Origin of the sequence: Mesoflavibacter sp. SCSIO 43206 (genome assembly GCF_019904215.1) — a bacterium.
Lineage (GTDB): Bacteria > Bacteroidota > Bacteroidia > Flavobacteriales > Flavobacteriaceae > Mesoflavibacter > Mesoflavibacter zeaxanthinifaciens.
On record NZ_CP063201.1, the window covers coordinates 2585302 to 2600685 of the forward strand.

14 protein-coding genes and 3 tRNA genes are annotated in these 15384 nt (G+C 31.0%); 8 read left to right on the forward strand and 9 right to left on the reverse strand.

Annotated elements, in window-relative coordinates; all coding sequences use genetic code 11:
* Positions 1-5: 5 nt before the first annotated feature.
* The gene (locus tag INR78_RS11845; protein ID WP_027879072.1) at positions 6-1184 is read right to left on the reverse strand and encodes an acetyl-CoA C-acyltransferase; all 1179 of its coding nucleotides are present in this window, start codon (positions 1182-1184) and stop codon (positions 6-8) included.
* A gap of 127 nt (positions 1185-1311) precedes the next feature.
* Between INR78_RS11845 and INR78_RS11850 the strand changes: the two genes are divergently transcribed.
* The 8 genes from INR78_RS11850 (at position 1312) to pdeM (ending at position 9536) form a co-directional block, all read left to right on the forward strand.
* Positions 1312-3354, forward strand: coding sequence for an HD family phosphohydrolase (locus tag INR78_RS11850; protein ID WP_223076676.1), 2043 nt, complete (start codon positions 1312-1314; stop codon positions 3352-3354).
* 94 nt (positions 3355-3448) lie between these two features.
* Positions 3449-3530, forward strand: a tRNA-Ser gene (locus INR78_RS11855).
* 19 nt (positions 3531-3549) lie between these two features.
* Positions 3550-3624: transfer RNA gene (locus INR78_RS11860), tRNA-Pro, on the forward strand.
* 9 nt (positions 3625-3633) lie between these two features.
* Positions 3634-3707: transfer RNA gene (locus INR78_RS11865), tRNA-Arg, on the forward strand.
* Positions 3708-3813: 106 nt separating this feature from the next.
* Positions 3814-4836 (forward strand): ligase-associated DNA damage response exonuclease, encoded by a 1023-nt coding sequence (locus INR78_RS11870; RefSeq protein WP_223076677.1) that lies wholly within the window; start codon positions 3814-3816, stop codon positions 4834-4836.
* Complete coding sequence (locus INR78_RS11875) at positions 4836-6437, forward strand: ATP-dependent DNA ligase (protein ID WP_223076678.1); 1602 nt, start codon at positions 4836-4838, stop codon at positions 6435-6437. The genes INR78_RS11870 and INR78_RS11875 overlap by 1 nt, the downstream gene beginning before the upstream one ends.
* A complete protein-coding gene (locus tag INR78_RS11880; protein ID WP_223076679.1) occupies positions 6430-8886 on the forward strand; it encodes a ligase-associated DNA damage response DEXH box helicase in 2457 nt (818 codons plus the stop codon). Before INR78_RS11875 ends, INR78_RS11880 begins: the two co-directional genes overlap by 8 nt.
* Positions 8883-9536: a ligase-associated DNA damage response endonuclease PdeM gene (gene pdeM / locus INR78_RS11885; RefSeq protein ID WP_223076680.1), complete on the forward strand. Its 654-nt coding sequence runs from the start codon at positions 8883-8885 to the stop codon at positions 9534-9536. The genes INR78_RS11880 and pdeM overlap by 4 nt, the downstream gene beginning before the upstream one ends.
* Here the strand turns inward: pdeM and INR78_RS11890 are convergent.
* The 8 genes from INR78_RS11890 to INR78_RS11925 all read right to left on the reverse strand — a co-directional run bounded on the left by INR78_RS11890 (position 9533) and on the right by INR78_RS11925 (position 15312).
* Positions 9533-10723 carry a class I SAM-dependent methyltransferase gene (locus tag INR78_RS11890; RefSeq protein ID WP_223076681.1) on the reverse strand — a complete coding sequence of 397 codons (1191 nt, stop codon included), beginning with the start codon at positions 10721-10723 and terminating at the stop codon, positions 9533-9535. The genes pdeM and INR78_RS11890 overlap by 4 nt on opposite strands.
* Complete coding sequence (locus INR78_RS11895; protein WP_223076682.1) at positions 10716-11810, reverse strand: AI-2E family transporter; 1095 nt, start codon at positions 11808-11810, stop codon at positions 10716-10718. The genes INR78_RS11890 and INR78_RS11895 overlap by 8 nt, the downstream gene beginning before the upstream one ends.
* A 14-nt stretch (positions 11811-11824) precedes the next feature.
* A complete protein-coding gene (locus tag INR78_RS11900; protein WP_223076683.1) occupies positions 11825-12331 on the reverse strand; it encodes a TrmH family RNA methyltransferase in 507 nt (168 codons plus the stop codon).
* Positions 12332-12388: 57 nt separating this feature from the next.
* On the reverse strand, positions 12389-12901 hold the full coding sequence (locus INR78_RS11905; RefSeq protein WP_223076684.1) for a hypothetical protein: 513 nt from the start codon (positions 12899-12901) through the stop codon (positions 12389-12391).
* Positions 12902-12948: 47 nt separating this feature from the next.
* A complete protein-coding gene (locus INR78_RS11910) occupies positions 12949-13590 on the reverse strand; it encodes a DUF4159 domain-containing protein (protein ID WP_223076685.1) in 642 nt (213 codons plus the stop codon).
* Positions 13591-13592: 2 nt separating this feature from the next.
* The gene (locus INR78_RS11915) at positions 13593-14297 is read right to left on the reverse strand and encodes a 16S rRNA (uracil(1498)-N(3))-methyltransferase (protein WP_223076686.1); all 705 of its coding nucleotides are present in this window, start codon (positions 14295-14297) and stop codon (positions 13593-13595) included.
* Between the two features lie 78 nt (positions 14298-14375).
* Positions 14376-14594: a hypothetical protein gene (locus INR78_RS11920; protein ID WP_106677615.1), complete on the reverse strand. Its 219-nt coding sequence runs from the start codon at positions 14592-14594 to the stop codon at positions 14376-14378.
* Positions 14595-14685: 91 nt separating this feature from the next.
* On the reverse strand, positions 14686-15312 hold the full coding sequence (locus tag INR78_RS11925) for a peptidylprolyl isomerase (protein ID WP_106677620.1): 627 nt from the start codon (positions 15310-15312) through the stop codon (positions 14686-14688).
* Between the last annotated feature and the right edge of the window lie 72 nt (positions 15313-15384).

Genomic DNA, 15384 nt, shown 5'->3' on the forward strand with positions numbered 1-15384 from the left:
TGTATTTACTGACGTTGTAGTACTAAAGCTGATGCGCCACCGCCACCATTACAGATAGCTGCTGCACCAATTTTTGCATCATTTTGTTCTAAAACATTTAATAAAGTAATTAGTATTCTTACACCAGAACAACCTAATGGATGACCTAAAGATACAGCGCCACCATTAACGTTTACCTTGTCGTCTGATAACCCTAAAATTTTCATGTTAGCTAATCCTACAACAGAAAAAGCTTCATTAAACTCAAAGTAATCTACATCTTCTAATTTAATTCCCGCTTTATCTAAAGCTTTAGGCAATGCTTTTGCAGGAGCAGTAGTAAACCATTTTGGCTCTTGTGCAGCATCTGCATAAGATTTTATAGTTGCTAATGGTGTTAGGCCTAATTCTTTTGCTTTATCAGCACTCATTAAAACCATTGCACCAGCACCATCGTTTATTGTAGAAGCATTAGCAGCAGTTACTGTTCCGTCTTTAGTAAAAGCAGGACGTAATGCAGGAATCTTCTCAAGTTTAACATTTGTATATTCTTCGTCTTTAGATACTATTTTTGGTTCACCACGACGCTGAGGTACTTCTACAGGTACAACTTCATTATCAAATTTCCCTGCGTCCCATGCTGCTGCAGATCTACTGTAAGATTGAATTGCAAAAGCATCTTGTTCTTCCCTTGAAAAATTATATTCAGTAGCACAATCATCTGCACAAACACCCATTGCATTTTGGTCATAAGCATCTACTAAACCATCTTTTTGCATACCGTCGATTAAACTTGCAGGACCAAATTTAGTTCCAGTTCTTGCATGTAAGTAATGAGGAATCAAACTCATGTTTTCCATACCTCCAGCAACAACTATTTCTGTGTCGCCTAGAGCAATGCTTTGTGCAGCTTGCATTACTGCCTTCATCCCAGAAGAGCAAACTTTGTTTACAGTTGTACACGGTACAGTATTTGGTATACCTGCATAAATAGCTGCTTGTCTAGCTGGAGCTTGTCCAGTACCAGCTTGTACTACATTACCCATTAAAACTTCATCAACCAATTCTGGTTTTAAATTAATTTTATCTAATGCACCTTTAATAGCTACAGCACCTAATTTAGGAGCAGGAACAGTACTTAAAGCACCTAAAAAACTACCTATTGGTGTTCTTGCAGCCGAGACAATTACAACTTCTTTACTCATATATTTATTTAGTTTTTATTATGTCCACGAAATTACTAATTTTTTAATAAAATTTAGACCATTCTGTGCATTATAACTAATCAAAACTGTATTTATTTATTACATTTGAAAAACTACAGTTTTTTGTATGAACAACAACATAAATATTTTTTACAAAAACCATTCTAACATATACAAAGTATTACTTTTTATAGCTACTACTTTTTTAATTGTGTTTTTATTTCCTAAAAGTGGTCGTTTTAAATATAACTTTGAAAAAGGAAAACCTTGGCAAACAGAAAATCTTTACGCACCATTTAACTTTGCTATAAAGAAAAATAAGTCTGAAATTGATAAAGAAAAAGAGCTACTAAAAAGTCAATCTATAGCATATTTTAATAGAAATGAAAAGGTTAAATCAACTGTTTTTAATGCTTTTGAAAAGTCTTTTAGCAATGTTTTTTCAGATTCAATACCAAATTATAACATTCTTAAAGAAAAAAGTAGTCAGATTTTAGATGAGTTTTATGAATTTGGAATTTTAAGCGAAAAAATCAAGTTAAAGCCTGAAAAAACTGTAATTATACTTGAAAATAATGTTGAAAAAGAAACTGCAAATTTTAAAAATTTATTCAACCAATCTGAAGTAAAATCTACCGTTGAAAACGAACTAAAAGATATTTTTACACCAAAAGAAATAAACTCTATAATAGCGCTTTTCTTTAACGTTATAAAACCAAACTTAACCTATAATAAAACATTAACAGAAAATGTTTTAAATGAAGCTTTGCAATCTATTTCGGTAAATAGGGGAATGATTGAAAAAGAGACTTTAATTATTTCTAAAGGAGAAATTGTAAACGATAATAAATTTCAAATTTTAAATTCTTTAGTTAATGAATATGAGTCTAAAGATTGGACAAAATCTAACTATTATTGGATTGTTTTTGCTTACACATTATTAGTCGCTTTAGCCCTATTAATGTTATTGTTATTTATAAGAAAGTATAGAATAGATGTTTTTAACAATAATACTAAAGTTACCTTTATATTCTTTAACATATTTGTGGTTGTTTTGCTTACAACCTTAGTGGTAAGTTACAAATCAGAATATGTCTATATTGTACCTATAGCTATTTTACCTTTAGTTTTAAAAGCTTTTTTTGATGCTAGATTAGGTTTGTTTGCACATGTCATTACAGTGCTTTTACTTGGATCAATAGTGCCAAATAGTTATGAGTATATGTTTTTGCAAATTATTGCAGGTATTGTAACCATATTAACAGTTTCAGAACTTTATAAAAGAGCAAATCTATTCATATCAGTAGGTCAAATTACATTAATTTATATCATCGCTTATTTTGCCTTTTTTGTTATACATGAAGCAAGTATAGAAAACATACATACCCAAACCTTTGTACTATTTATACTTTGCGGTTTGGCTACATTGTTTGTCCAGCCATTAATTTATGTTTATGAAAAGCTATTTGGATTAGTATCAGATGTTTCTCTTTTAGAATTGTCCGATACAAATTCTAAACTTTTAAAAGAGCTGTCAAATAAAGCTCCAGGTACATTCCATCACTCATTAAACGTTGCAAATTTAGCAGAAGCTTCAGCAAATGAAATTAATGCAAATGCGATGTTGGTTAGAGTAGGAGCTCTATATCATGATATTGGGAAGATGAAAAATCCTACTTATTTTACTGAAAATCAATCGTCAGGAATAAATAGTCATGACGAATTATCTCCAAAAGAAAGTGCTCAAATCATAATAAATCACGTTATAAACGGAATTGAAATTGCTAAGAAAAATAATCTACCCGACAGAGTCATAGATTTTATAAGAACACATCATGGTACCAGTCAAGTTTATTATTTCTATATGAAAGAAAAGGCTAATAATGAAGGTGTAAACATAGAAGACTTTAGCTATCCGGGACCAAAGCCATTTAGTAAAGAAACTGCAATACTAATGATGTGTGATAGTGTAGAAGCAGCATCAAAAAGTTTAAAAGAACCTACATCAGCAAAAATTGATAATTTTGTAGAAAATATAATAAATAAACAAAAAGACGAAGGACAATTTTTAAATGCAGACATAACCTTTAAAGAAATTGAAGCCATAAAAAAAGTGCTAAAACGCAAGTTAGCAAACATTTACCATTTAAGAATTGAGTATCCGGAATAAAATTTCAAAAAAATCAATAAAAATGTTGTGTTCTACGAGATGAAATCATACATTTGCATCCGCAATTTTATTGCAAAGTTCATTAAATGATTTAGGAGAGGTGGCAGAGTGGTAATGCAGCAGCCTGCTAAGCTGTCATCCTTCGGGATGCCCGGGTTCGAATCCCGGTCTCTCCGCAATATAGATAACCAATTTCGGGGTGTAGCGTAGCCCGGTTATCGCGCCGCGTTTGGGACGCGGAGGTCGCAGGTTCGAATCCTGCCACCCCGACATTTTATCGGTCGCGTAGCTCAGCTGGATAGAGCATCTGCCTTCTAAGCAGACGGTCACAGGTTCGAATCCTGTCGCGATCACAAAAAGCCTTACTAAATTTAGTAAGGCTTTTTTGTTTCTGGTTAAAAATTAGTTAAGTCTACTATAATTTTATGATTTTGGTTGTATTTTGTAGTTAAAAAACGCTTGAAATTCATAAAATTCACTAAAAAAGGTATTTATTGCATACCAGGAAAATTTTATTTAGATCCATGGTATCCTGTAGATTATGCTATAATTTCTCATGGTCATGCCGATCATTCAAGATGGGGAAATAAGCATTATCTGTGTCATCAGGATTCAAAAAACATACTGCTTCATCGTTTAGGAAAAGACATTTCGATAGAAACTTTAAATTACAACCAAATCAAAACTATAAATGGTGTAAAAGTTTCATTTTATCCTGCTGGACATATTATTGGTTCTGTTCAAATAAAGCTAGAGTATAAAGGAAAAGTTGTAGTGTTTTCTGGAGATTATAAAACTAATACTGATTTTATAACGACACCATTTGAGCCAGTAAAATGTCACGAATTTATTACAGAAAGTACTTTTGGTTTACCAATTTATAGTTGGAAAACAGAAGTCGATTTACAATCTCAACTACAACAATGGATTGTAAATAATCAAAGACAAAATAAAACTAGTGTCTTTTTTGGTTACTCTTTGGGTAAAGCGCAAAGAATTATGTCTTTAGTAGATGGAGTTGATGAGGTTTATGTCCATTCAGCAATTAATAATTTAAATCAAGCTATTTCTAAATCTGGAATTGTTTTACCTAAATCAAAACTTATCACTTCAGATTTCAATAAAAAAGACATTCAAAATAAAATCGTAATTCTTCCACCAGCTTTATTGGGTTCTAAACTACTTAAAAAGATTCCTAACGCCGCAACTGCAATTTGCTCTGGTTGGATGCAAATAAGAGGAAATAGACGTTGGAAAGGTGTAGATGCAGGCTTTGCAGTTAGCGATCATGCAGATTGGAACGGACTACTTTCTGCTGTTAAAGCTACCGAAGCAGAGAAAGTTTATGTCACTCATGGTTCGCAAGCTGTATTTTCAAAGTATTTAAATGAAATTGGTATAGAAAGTCAAGAGGTTGTCACAGAATATGGTACAGAAGACAACGAAGACGCCAAAGATCAACAATTAACAACTGCTAGCTAATGAAACAGTTTTCGCAACTCATAAATTCATTAGAAATCACCAATAAAACTAATGCCAAATTAGACGCATTAGTCAATTTTTTTGAAACTGCTTTAGATAAAGATAAACTCTGGCTAATTGCCTTATTTACAGGAAAAAGACCTAAAAGACCTGTAAAAACATCTTTATTAAAACAATGGTGTATTGAAGAAACAGATCTACCAGAATGGTTGTTTTTAGAATCTTACAGCACTGTTGGTGATTTAGGAGAAACCTTATCTTTATTATTGCCAGAACCTTCTAATACAATTGATAAACCGTTACATATTTACATGGACGAGCTTAAGCAACTTTCAACTAAATTTGATGATGAAAAAAAAGCTTATGTATTGAATGCTTGGCGACATTTAGACACGCAACAACGCTTTATTTTTAATAAGTTAATTGGTGGAAGTTTTAGAATTGGCGTTTCTAAAAAAACTTTGGTAAATGCACTTTCTAAATTAACAAATATCGATGCCAACCAATTGATGCACAGTATTATTGGGCAATGGGATATCAATTCTATTTCGTTTGAAGATTTAATAAACGGTTCGCATATCAATTACGATAATTCAAAACCTTATCCGTTTTGTTTAGCGTATAGTTTGGAGAAAAATCTTGACGAATTAGGCTTGGTTTCAGACTGGCAAGTCGAATATAAATGGGATGGCATTAGAGGTCAAATTGTAAAACGAAATAACGAAATTTACATTTGGTCAAGAGGCGAAGAGTTGGTGACAAAACAATTTCCGGAGTTAGTTGAAATTGTTTCAACCATAAAAGAAGATTTTGTGTTAGATGGCGAAATCCTAGCTGTTAAAGATCAATCTGTGTTATTATTTAACGATTTACAGAAGCGATTAAATAGAAAAACCATTTCAAAAAAACTATTACAAGACGTACCAATTGGCTTTTTTGCTTACGATATTTTAGAAATTAATGATGAAGATTTAAGAGCAAAAAGCCTTCAGTTTAGACGAAATACACTTGAGCAACTCTTTAATGATAATCAATTATCAAAACCAAATTTTAAACTTTCAGAAGTCATTCAATTTGATAAATGGAAAGCATTAGATGCGATAAGAAATGAAGCCAGATTGCATAATAGCGAAGGATTAATGCTGAAACAAAAACAATCTGAATATCATGTTGGTCGTAAAAAAGGCGATTGGTGGAAATGGAAAGTAAATCCTTTAACCATTGATGCTGTGATGATTTACGCCCAAAAAGGTAGCGGTAGACGAAGTAGCAAATACACAGATTATACGTTTGCGGTAAAAACAGATGACGGTTTAGTTACCGTTGCTAAAGCCTATTCTGGTTTGACAAACGATGAAATTACCGAAATTTCTAGATGGGTTAATAAAAATGCTATCGAAAAATTTGGTCCTGTAAGAACTGTAAAACCAGAATTAGTTTTTGAGATTGCTTTTGAAGGTATTGCTTTTAGTAAACGTCACAAAAGTGGAGTAGCACTGCGTTTTCCAAGAATAAAACGCTGGCGAAAAGATAAGCCAGTTTCAGAAATCGATACTATAGAAACTGTTAAACAACTTATTACAAATCCGTTAGATGTCTAAGTTTAAAAATTCTACTGGTTATAAAATTATTGAGAATTGGATGCATCAAAACGACTGGCAACCATTTGATTTTCAGTATAAAACTTGGTCTAAATATTACACTAAACATTCTGGTTTAGTCGTAGCTCCAACAGGTTTTGGTAAAACGTTTTCGGTGTTTTTAGCGGTTGTTATCGATTATTTAAATCATCCAGAAGCCTATAAAAAAGGACTAAAATTAATTTGGGTTAGTCCGCTTAGATCCTTAGCTAAAGATTTGGCCAAAGCAATGTCAAATGCGGTTGAAGATATTGGTTTAGATTGGCAAATTGAAGTTAGAAATGGTGATACGCCAACTAATATTAAACGCAAACAAGAGCGCTTAATGCCAGACGTATTAATCACGACGCCAGAGACATTGCATTTAATGTTCTCACAAAAGAAAAATTCACGTTGGTTTAAACATCTTAATTGCATTGCGGTAGACGAGTGGCACGAGTTATTAGGTAATAAACGCGGTGTTTTAACCGAATTAGCTATAGCAAGATTGAAACAGTTATCGCCAAAACTTCAAGTTTGGGGAATCACTGCAACCATTGGTAATTTAGATGAAGCTCAGCAGGTTTTAATGCCTTATAAAGATTTAAAAACCATTCAAATTAAAGCAAAATTAAAGAAGAAAATCGACATCATTTCAGTCTTACCAGACCAAGTCGAAACACTTCCTTGGGCAGGACATTTAGGTCGAACAATGAGTTCTAAAACTATACCTATAATCTATGAAAATACCACGACGTTAATATTTACCAATACAAGAAATCAAAGTGAATTATGGTATCAAATCATTCTTGAAGAAGCGCCAGATTTAGCTGGATTAATCGCTATTCATCATGGATCTATTGATAAAAAACAACGTAATTTTATTGAAGACGCCATAGCTTCAGGTATTTTAAAAGCGGTAATTTGTACAAGTTCTTTAGATCTTGGTGTCGATTTTAAGCCAGTAGATTGTGTCATCCAAATAGGCTCAGTTAAAGGTATAGCGCGCTTTTTACAACGAGCTGGTCGTAGCGGTCATTCGCCTTTTGAGACTTCTAAAATATATTTTGTTCCTACGCATTCTTTACAATTAATTGAAGTTGCTGCAGTTAAAGAAGCAGTAAAACAACAACAAATCGAAACGCGATCACCAATTGTTTTGGCTTACGATGTTTTGGTACAATTTTTAGTCACTTTGGCTGTTGGCGAAGGATTTAAAAAGGACGAAATTTTTAAACTTTTACAACAAACACATGCTTTTTCGTATTTAACCGAAGACGATTTTAATTGGACAATTCACTTTATAACAAAAGGCGGTAACACCTTATCATCTTATGAAGAATTTCATAAAGTAATTTTTGATACAGATGGTTTATTTAAGGTAAAAAGTAGACGAATAGCCATGTTACACCGTATGAATATTGGTACAATTGTTAGTGACGCTATGTTAATGGTAAAATTCTTTTCTGGCGGTTATATAGGTATGATTGAAGAGTTTTTTATTTCAAAACTAAAAAAAGACGACGCATTTGTTTTGGCTGGTCGCGTGTTGCAATTAAAGCAAATTAAAGATATGACGGCTTTGGTAACTTTAAGTAAATCTAAAAAAGCCATTACACCAAGTTGGAAAGGTGGCTCGTTACCATTAACATCCTATTTGACACACTTTTTAAGGTTGAAGTTAAGCGATGCTTTACTTGCTAAAACATCGGAAAAGGAACTAAAGTTTTTAAGACCATTATTGCAACGTCAAAATAAAGCGTCACAAATACCTAAAGCTAATCAGTTTTTAGTCGAATTAGTCACCACAAAAGACGGATTTCATCTATTTATGTATCCGTTTGAAGGCAGATTGGTTAACGAGATTTTTGCTGCATTAATGGCATATCGCATTAGTAAATTTAAACCGTTAACCTTTAGTATTGCCTGTAACGACTATGGTTTTGAATTATTAAGCGATCAAGAATTACCTTTAAATAAGGCTAAAATTCATCAAATATTATCTGTTGAGAATTTAATGGAAGATGTTGTGGCAAGTATAAATGCTAGTGAAATGGCAAGCCGAAAATTTAGAGATATCGCTGTTATTGCTGGTTTAGTTGTACAATCGCAACCAGGACAACGCAAAACGAATAAGAGTTTACAATCGTCTTCTGGTTTGATATTTAGAGTTTTAGAAGAAAATGAGCCTTCTAACTTATTAATCAGACAAGCTTATGCCGAAGTTTTTAATCAAGAATTAGAAGAAGTGAGATTACGTGAAGCTTTTAATAGGATTAAAAACAGTGAGATTATTATTAAGCATTCAAAATCGTTTACACCATTGAGTTTTCCGTTAAAAGTAGATGGTTTAAGAGGCACGATGACAAATGAAGATTTGCAAAAACGTATCGAGCGCATTAAAAAACAGATGCTTAAATTTGAAACATGAAACAATTAGCGACGATTAGTTTAAAATTTGCCAATCAAAACTTAGTGTTTACCAACCAACGTGCGCTTTTTTGGGAAACACAAAACGCATTAGTTTTAAGTGATTTGCATATTGGTAAATCGGCTACATTTAGAAAAAGTGGTATACCAATTAGTCAATCTATTTTAATTGAAGATTTACAGCGTTTAAAGGCTTTAATAGATCATTTTAAAGCTGAAAAACTAATAATTGTTGGTGATTTATTTCACGCAGAATTTAATACAGATATAGACTATTTTAAAGATTGGTTGTTGCAATTTGATAACTTGAAATTGCAGTTAATTATTGGTAATCACGACAGACTTTCAGCTACATTATACGAAGACTTAAATATCGACATTTTTAAACCAAGCTTAAAATTAGATCCATTTACTTTTGTTCATGATTTAAATGAATGTGAAGACGATGCATTTTATATTTCAGGACATATTCATCCAGGATATGTGCTGAAAGGAAAAGGCAAACAGTTTATAAAATTACCATGTTATCAAGTGTTTGATAATCATATCGTATTGCCAGCTTTTAGTAAGTTTACAGGTTTAAACACTAATAAAACGGATAAAAAAAACACTAATATTGTGTTTACAGAAGATGCGATTTTTAAAATTTAAGCTTTTGTGCAGTGTATTACAATTTTATTATTATCTAAATCTGTAGTAAAAAACAAATAGTCAGTTCCGCCATCTTTAACTTTAAGTTTTTGTCTTAATTGTGCAACAGTTTCAGGGAAGTTTCTAGTCGTAAAATTAGCTTTATCTAGTTTAAATTGCTGTTTAAACTTTTTCTTGTTGTAAGGCGCAATAGTTTCAATTTTAAAACGTCTTCCAGGGAAATCTATTAATTGTTCACTTGTGTATAAATGCGAATGTTTATGTAGTTTAAACACACTTAATTGCTCTGCAACGCTATTAAACGCTCCAGATTTTAATACTGCCGAATTTGGCTCGTATAAATAGGTTAGTGGCTTACTGTAATTAACCGTTGCATTAGCTTCTTCATCTAAGAAAAACTCGAAATTATATTTTTTATCCTTTTTTATATTTGTGGTTATAATTTTAACCGATTGGTTAAAACCTTTGTCTAAAATCCATAACAGTTCTTTGACTTCATTATTAACCGCAATACAATGGATTTCTTTTACAAAATCAACTTCTTTTATACCCAAAGAAATGTCTAATAACGGTGATGTTTTAATCATGATGTTATTTGTTTTTTTGAATAGATTATCTAAATGTTGCGGAACATTTGGTAAACAATCGGACAGCATAAATACTTTACCTTTTGCATCGTTACGACGTGATGGGTCAATATAAATCCAGTCGTATATAGTATCGTTATTTATGATGTAATCTATTCCATTAGCGGCAACACAATCTATATTTTCAATTTTAAAAACGGAGTTATTGTGATTGACAATTTTGGATAAATCGGTATTGAGCTCACAATGAGTAACAGTTTCAAATTGTTTGGCAAAGTAAAAACAGTCTACACCAAATCCGCCAGTTACATCAATTAGGCTTTTTCCTTTGATTAAAGACGCTTTGTGTTTTGCTGTAACTTCAGAAGATGTTTGCTCAATATTTAGTTTGTTTGGATAGTAAATATTATCAGTTTCAAACCAAGTATTCAGCTTGTTTTTACAACGGTTTTTAGCTTCAATTTGATTAATAATTTCTGAAGAAATTTCAGAAGAAAAAGGAAGACCTTTTAGTATTAATCCAGAGATGTTTGAATTAATATTATTTTTTATAAACTCTTGAATTTCAATATTTAATATTTCTTTATTGAAACTAATCATTTAAGCCTTCTGTAAGTTTGTTTACTACACGATATTCACTTAAAAATTCTTTAGCAATTACTTTTATTGCAGTATAAACTGGAATAGCTATAATTAGTCCAACAATACCAGAAATTAGTCCAGCAATAATGATTACTAAAAAGATTTCTAATGGATGAGATTTTACGCTTTTAGAGAAAATAAAAGGTTGACTAAAAAAGTTATCTACTAATTGTGCAATAATAAAACCAATCATAACATAAATGGTTTTTGGTAAAATTACATCGCTAAAGCTTTCGCCTAAATTACTAGACATGCTTAATAATACTAATAAAGCAGCACTAATAACTGGACCTAAATAAGGAATAACATTAAGTAAAGCACAAAGTGTAGCTATAATTATAGCGTTTTCTATACCAAAAATGAACAATACGATAGAGTATATTGTAAATAATATAAGTAGCTGTAATAACAACCCGCCAAAATATCTAGTTAGTAAATCCCTAATCGTAACAAACGATTTTCTAAGTTTTTTTTCGTGTTTTTTAGGTAATATGGTAATTAATCCATTGCTCATTAATTTACTGTCTTTAAGGAAGAAAAACGAAATAAAAAGTACGGAAAATAATCCCATACTAAAGCTACCAAAACCAGAAATAACCGAATTTAAAAAGTCTGGAATAAATCCAAAATTTAGATTAGACATAAATTTTGAATCTTTTAAAGACGCTTCAACATCAGAAGTATTTAATCCAAAATGGCTAATTGCTTCCACATATAAATTTTCTATATTGTTTTGTAGCTCATCAATATCCAATAAAGATAGGTTATTGCCTTGCTCTATAATTAAAGGAATAAATAGGCTTATAATACCAAAAATAAAGATCAAAAAGATAGTAATTGTAAATACAACAGCAAGTGTGTCGTTAAATTTTAATTTGCTTTTTAAAAACACAACAATAGGTCTACCTAATAAAGCTACAACACCAGCAATAGCAAGGTAAACAATAACGCTTTGTACTTTATAAATAAACCAACCTAAAAGTACTACACCTATAATTATAGCTACAGCACGAAGGATTCCGTTAGAGATAGTTTTTGATGTCATAACGTAAAGATAAACTATTTGTGGTTTAATTGTTTAGTTATTTGGTAAAGTGCAATACTAGTAGCTTGTACCACATTCATGCTGCTATTTTGACCAAACATATCTATGTGAATAATAGCATCACTAATGCTTAAAATATTATCTGAAACTCCAAAATTTTCATCACCAATCACTAACACAATTGGCGTATTTAAGTTGAAATTAAATTTATGTAATGCTTGGCTATTATCTGTAATTTCTAATGAAATAATTTGATGACCTTCCTTTTTTAAATTAGAAATAAAGCCGAAAGCATCTTCTACAACTTGATAATTCACAACTTTTTCGGTAGCTCTAGACGTTTTGGTCATTTTTCTGCCTAACGGAATTTCGGTTCCTGTAAACACTAATTCTTTTACACCAAATGCATCTGAAGTCCTAAACAAACTACCAATATTAGGCGCGTTAGTTACATTTTGACAAACAATGGTAATAGGAAATGTTTGTTGTTTAAAGTTGGTATTGTAATGGTTGAGTTGCAAACGGAGTTTAGATTTATTTTAGTATGAAATATAAAATGATAGTTGCTTTTTAAGTATTTAAATTTTACTTAAAGCTAAAGTTATTGTTATCATTATTCCAATAACAGAAGCTATAATATTCTTTTTAATTAATTCTACTTTTCTTATTCCGTAAACTTGATCACTAATTTTATTTTTATTCATAAGAATGATAATTAACATTAGTAATAAGAATCCGACAAAATTCAATAAAATTTTAGTTTTATCATTAAAATCAAAATATTTCATTCTAAATGTCAGATTAGTAATCAGAAAATAGAAATAAGATTGAATTAAAATCCAGCCAATTTTTTTGTTTAAAAAAACTCCAACAAGAGGAATAAGTAAAATGAGTGATGGGATATAATATGAAGTTCTTTCTATAATTTTTACTAAGCTTTCTAATTTAAATCCGCTTTCAATATTAATTTCCCAAAACATTGAAGTCAATATGATAGCTCTCGTTACAGTTATTACAAAAACAGATATAATAGAAAGTTTGATGATTAAAATCAAAAAATTCTTCTTCATGATTTCGGTTGCGTTTTTCATACCTGTTAAATCAAGTCAATAAAAGCAGTTATTAAATCATCCATTTTTTAATGTTCAAACGCATATTTTACAATGTTTGCGCCCATTTTTAAAGCTTTTAAACGCACGTCTTCAGGATCGTTGTGTACTTCTTGATCTTCCCAACCATCGCCTAAATCACTTTCAAAAGTAAATAAAACCACTAATCTGTCTTCATGATACAATCCAAAAGCTTGTGGTCTTTTACCATCGTGTTCGTGTATTTTTGGTAAACCATCTTTAAATTGAAATGCTGCGCTAAAAATCTCGTGTGTATTAGGTAATTCAGCCAATTCTTGATTTGGGAATACTTTTTTTAAAGCTTCTACAACGTAAGGCTGCATACCGTAATTATCATCAATATGAAGAAAACCGCCAGAAATAAGATAATTTCTAATGTTTTCAGCTTCATCATCATCAAAAATAACGTTTCCGTGACCAGTCATGTGAAGCATTGGATATTGAAAAATATCAATACTGCCAGCTTCAACAACTTCTGGTTTTGTGTTCATCGCTGTACCAATGTTTTCGTTACAAAACTTGATTAAGTTTGGTAAAGCTGTTGGATTACTATACCAATCGCCGCCACCTTTATATTTTAAGACTGCTAAATCTTGAGAAAACCCGAAGATAGAAGACAGACAAAAACATAAGATAAGTTTAAACTTCATAATTATTCGTTTATAAAAGCAACACTGTGACAGGCAACAATAGCAGCAGTTTCTGTACGTAATCGCGTATTACCCAAAGTTACAGGAATAAATTTATTTTTTATTGCTGTTTCAATTTCATTAACAGAAAAATCGCCTTCAGGACCAATTAAAATTGTGATTTCTGTGTTGGGTTTAATTTCGTTTTTTAATGATTTTTTATCTGTTTCTTCGCAGTGCGCGATAAATAAATCTCCAGAAAAGTCTTTATTTATATAGTCTTTAAACGATATAGGTTGATTTAAAGTTGGCAGATATAAATGTAGCGATTGCTTCATTGCCGATTGTAAAATTTTTTCAAAACGATCTAGTTTTACATTTTTTCTTTCGGAATGATCGCAAAAAATAGGCGTGATGCTAGTAATGCCAATTTCGGTAGCTTTTTCTAAAAACCATTCGTAGCGGTCATTCATTTTTGTTGGTGCTACAGCTAAATGAAGTTTGTAATCTGTTGGTTTTTTAAATTCAGAATTTTCAATACTTACCACGCAGTTTTTTTGATCTGCAATAGTGATTTTTGCAGTAAACAGAAATCCGTTTCCATTAGTGATGTAAAGCGTATCACCAACTTTTTTACGTAAAACTTTTACAATGTGTCTGCTTTCGTCTTTAGGAAAAGTAAACGTATTGTTTTGTTCTGAAATATCTGAATTATAGAATAACTGCATATAATTTTTAAAAAGACAAAAATAAAAAAGAGTCTTACTTTTGGATAAAATAAGACTCTTTATTTTAATAAATTTTAATTATTGGTCTTGTCCTGTACAAATAAAATCTCCATGATCTAAATGTGTTTGTAATGCGTTATAACTTATTGTTATTTTATGCATATTTCCAGGATTACCTGGCGGAACATGACAAATTGTAATTTTTTTGTCGTTATTTGGTTTTTTGCCAGAATTAAGGGAAAAAGCTAATGGTAATAACGATACAGTTACCATCGCTTTAATTAAAAATAGTTTCATAATAGCTTGTTTTACGTTTACTAATGTAAGTTACGTCAAACTATTAACTAACAGTAATTTATACGATTAAAAGCTAAATTATTCTTTATAATTAATCTATAACTTTTAAAACTTTAATTTCTTTAATTTTTTTAATTCTGTGCGTTTTTAAAATTACAAAATAAGCTTGTGGCTCTGGTATTCTAACCGTGTAAATTTGTCCTACTTTGTGTTCTAGATTAAACGCTTCGGTTTCTACTTCGATAGGAAGATTACCTTCTTTTAACCAACCAGAATCGCCACCACGTAACGCATTTTTATCCATCGAATATTTTTTTGCTAAATCATCAAACCTAACACCATCTTCGTAAGATTGAAGAATTTCGTTTTTATATTTTACAATAGTTTCGGCATCTAATTTATTGCCATCTAAATACACGTAACTTAGTCTGTAATGACGTTGGTTGTCTTTTTCTATGACTTTGTAAACTGTCGTATCAAATTCACCTTTAACTACTTTTGTGCTACCAACAGATGTGTTTAAAAGTGCGTTAGCTAGTTTGGATTGGTGCTTTTCTTCATTAAAAATAAGGATCTTGTTTTTTCTAGATTTTTTGGTTTCTAAAAATTTTTCTGCTTGTTCTGTGTTGGTAATAGTATCTAAACTTTTAATCAGTTTTTTTTGAGCAGTTGCTGTAAAAGTGATTAAAGCTAGTGTTACTGTAAGTAGATATTTCATTAATTAAATTTTTAGAATTTTAGTTTTGATAGAACAAAAAAACAAAAAAAAGATGTTGTAGATAGGCTTTTT

Coding starts and splice junctions, on each gene's coding strand:
- INR78_RS11850 (WP_223076676.1), top strand. CDS start 1,312: ATGAACAACAACATAAATATTTTTTACAAAAACCATTCTAACATATAC.
- INR78_RS11845 (WP_027879072.1), bottom strand. CDS start 1,184: ATGAGTAAAGAAGTTGTAATTGTCTCGGCTGCAAGAACACCAATAGGT.
- pdeM (WP_223076680.1), top strand. CDS start 8,883: ATGAAACAATTAGCGACGATTAGTTTAAAATTTGCCAATCAAAACTTA.
- INR78_RS11890 (WP_223076681.1), bottom strand. CDS start 10,723: ATGATTAGTTTCAATAAAGAAATATTAAATATTGAAATTCAAGAGTTT.
- INR78_RS11905 (WP_223076684.1), bottom strand. CDS start 12,901: ATGAAAAACGCAACCGAAATCATGAAGAAGAATTTTTTGATTTTAATC.
- INR78_RS11925 (WP_106677620.1), bottom strand. CDS start 15,312: ATGAAATATCTACTTACAGTAACACTAGCTTTAATCACTTTTACAGCA.
- INR78_RS11920 (WP_106677615.1), bottom strand. CDS start 14,594: ATGAAACTATTTTTAATTAAAGCGATGGTAACTGTATCGTTATTACCA.
- INR78_RS11880 (WP_223076679.1), top strand. CDS start 6,430: ATGTCTAAGTTTAAAAATTCTACTGGTTATAAAATTATTGAGAATTGG.
- INR78_RS11895 (WP_223076682.1), bottom strand. CDS start 11,810: ATGACATCAAAAACTATCTCTAACGGAATCCTTCGTGCTGTAGCTATA.
- INR78_RS11910 (WP_223076685.1), bottom strand. CDS start 13,590: ATGAAGTTTAAACTTATCTTATGTTTTTGTCTGTCTTCTATCTTCGGG.
- INR78_RS11915 (WP_223076686.1), bottom strand. CDS start 14,297: ATGCAGTTATTCTATAATTCAGATATTTCAGAACAAAACAATACGTTT.
- INR78_RS11875 (WP_223076678.1), top strand. CDS start 4,836: ATGAAACAGTTTTCGCAACTCATAAATTCATTAGAAATCACCAATAAA.